The sequence below is a fragment of the Corynebacterium sp. HMSC062E11 genome (assembly GCF_001811845.1).
In the GTDB taxonomy this organism is placed as follows: Bacteria; Actinomycetota; Actinomycetes; order Mycobacteriales; family Mycobacteriaceae; genus Corynebacterium; species Corynebacterium hesseae.
In genome coordinates this window covers 1-730 of sequence record NZ_KV806796.1, presented here as the reverse complement: position 1 = coordinate 730, position 730 = coordinate 1, and the positions used below count along the sequence as shown (strand labels likewise).

Below are 730 nucleotides of genomic sequence, written 5' to 3'. Positions count from 1 at the left end.
CGTTTGATTCGACGAGGGCTAGGCCCCTGTTCTTCGTCATCGTCGTCGTTTGAATCGACGGGTGTTTTCGCCTTTTTCGTCGTTTGATTCGACGACCCAGGTTTTAGAAGGGGATGTCCTCGTCGCCGGTGTTGGTGTTGGTTTGGGTTTCGGCTTTGGTTTCGGCCTTGGCTTTGGCTTGTTGTTGTGCGTGGTAGTCGTCGAGTTCTTGTTTGAGCTGTTGGGCTTCTTCACGCACGCGTTTTCTGGTGGCGGTGATGTGTTGGGCTACGGTTTGTGCCCACCGTTTTTGCTTGGGCGCCAGGGGTCCTTCTGCTTCGTTGATGGTCCAGGTACCGTCAGCGAAAAGCCAGATAACATCCCCACTGTAGGGGTCCAGCAAGTATTTGAGGGTGCCATCGGTTTTCATGTTGTGATGTCCTTGGCATAAACATGCCAGGTTCTTCGGGTGTGTTGGCCCGCCTTCAGCCCAGTTATGTCGGTGGTCTAACTGGGTGAGGAAAGCTGGTTTGTTGCATCCGCCGACTCGGCAGGTCCCGTCGCGGCCTTCGACGTGTTTGCGCATGACAACACCTGGTTGGTAGCCGTCTGCTTCGGCTACCTCGCCGGTTAGATCCCGGGTTTTATCATGCGGCATGGCTTCTTGGCGCCAGCCGAAGCCTTCAATAAAGGTTGGGGCATTCTCAATATCGCAGGCCTGATAGGTGTGTAAGACTACGGTGGCTGGTGG

1 protein-coding gene is annotated in these 730 nt (G+C 55.1%); it reads right to left on the bottom strand.

All coding sequences use genetic code 11. From position 1 onward, the window contains the following. Window positions 1–103 precede the first annotated feature (103 nt). The coding region (locus tag HMPREF2822_RS06540) for an HNH endonuclease signature motif containing protein (RefSeq protein WP_198530962.1) at window positions 104–730 on the bottom strand (627 nt) is incomplete at its 5' end.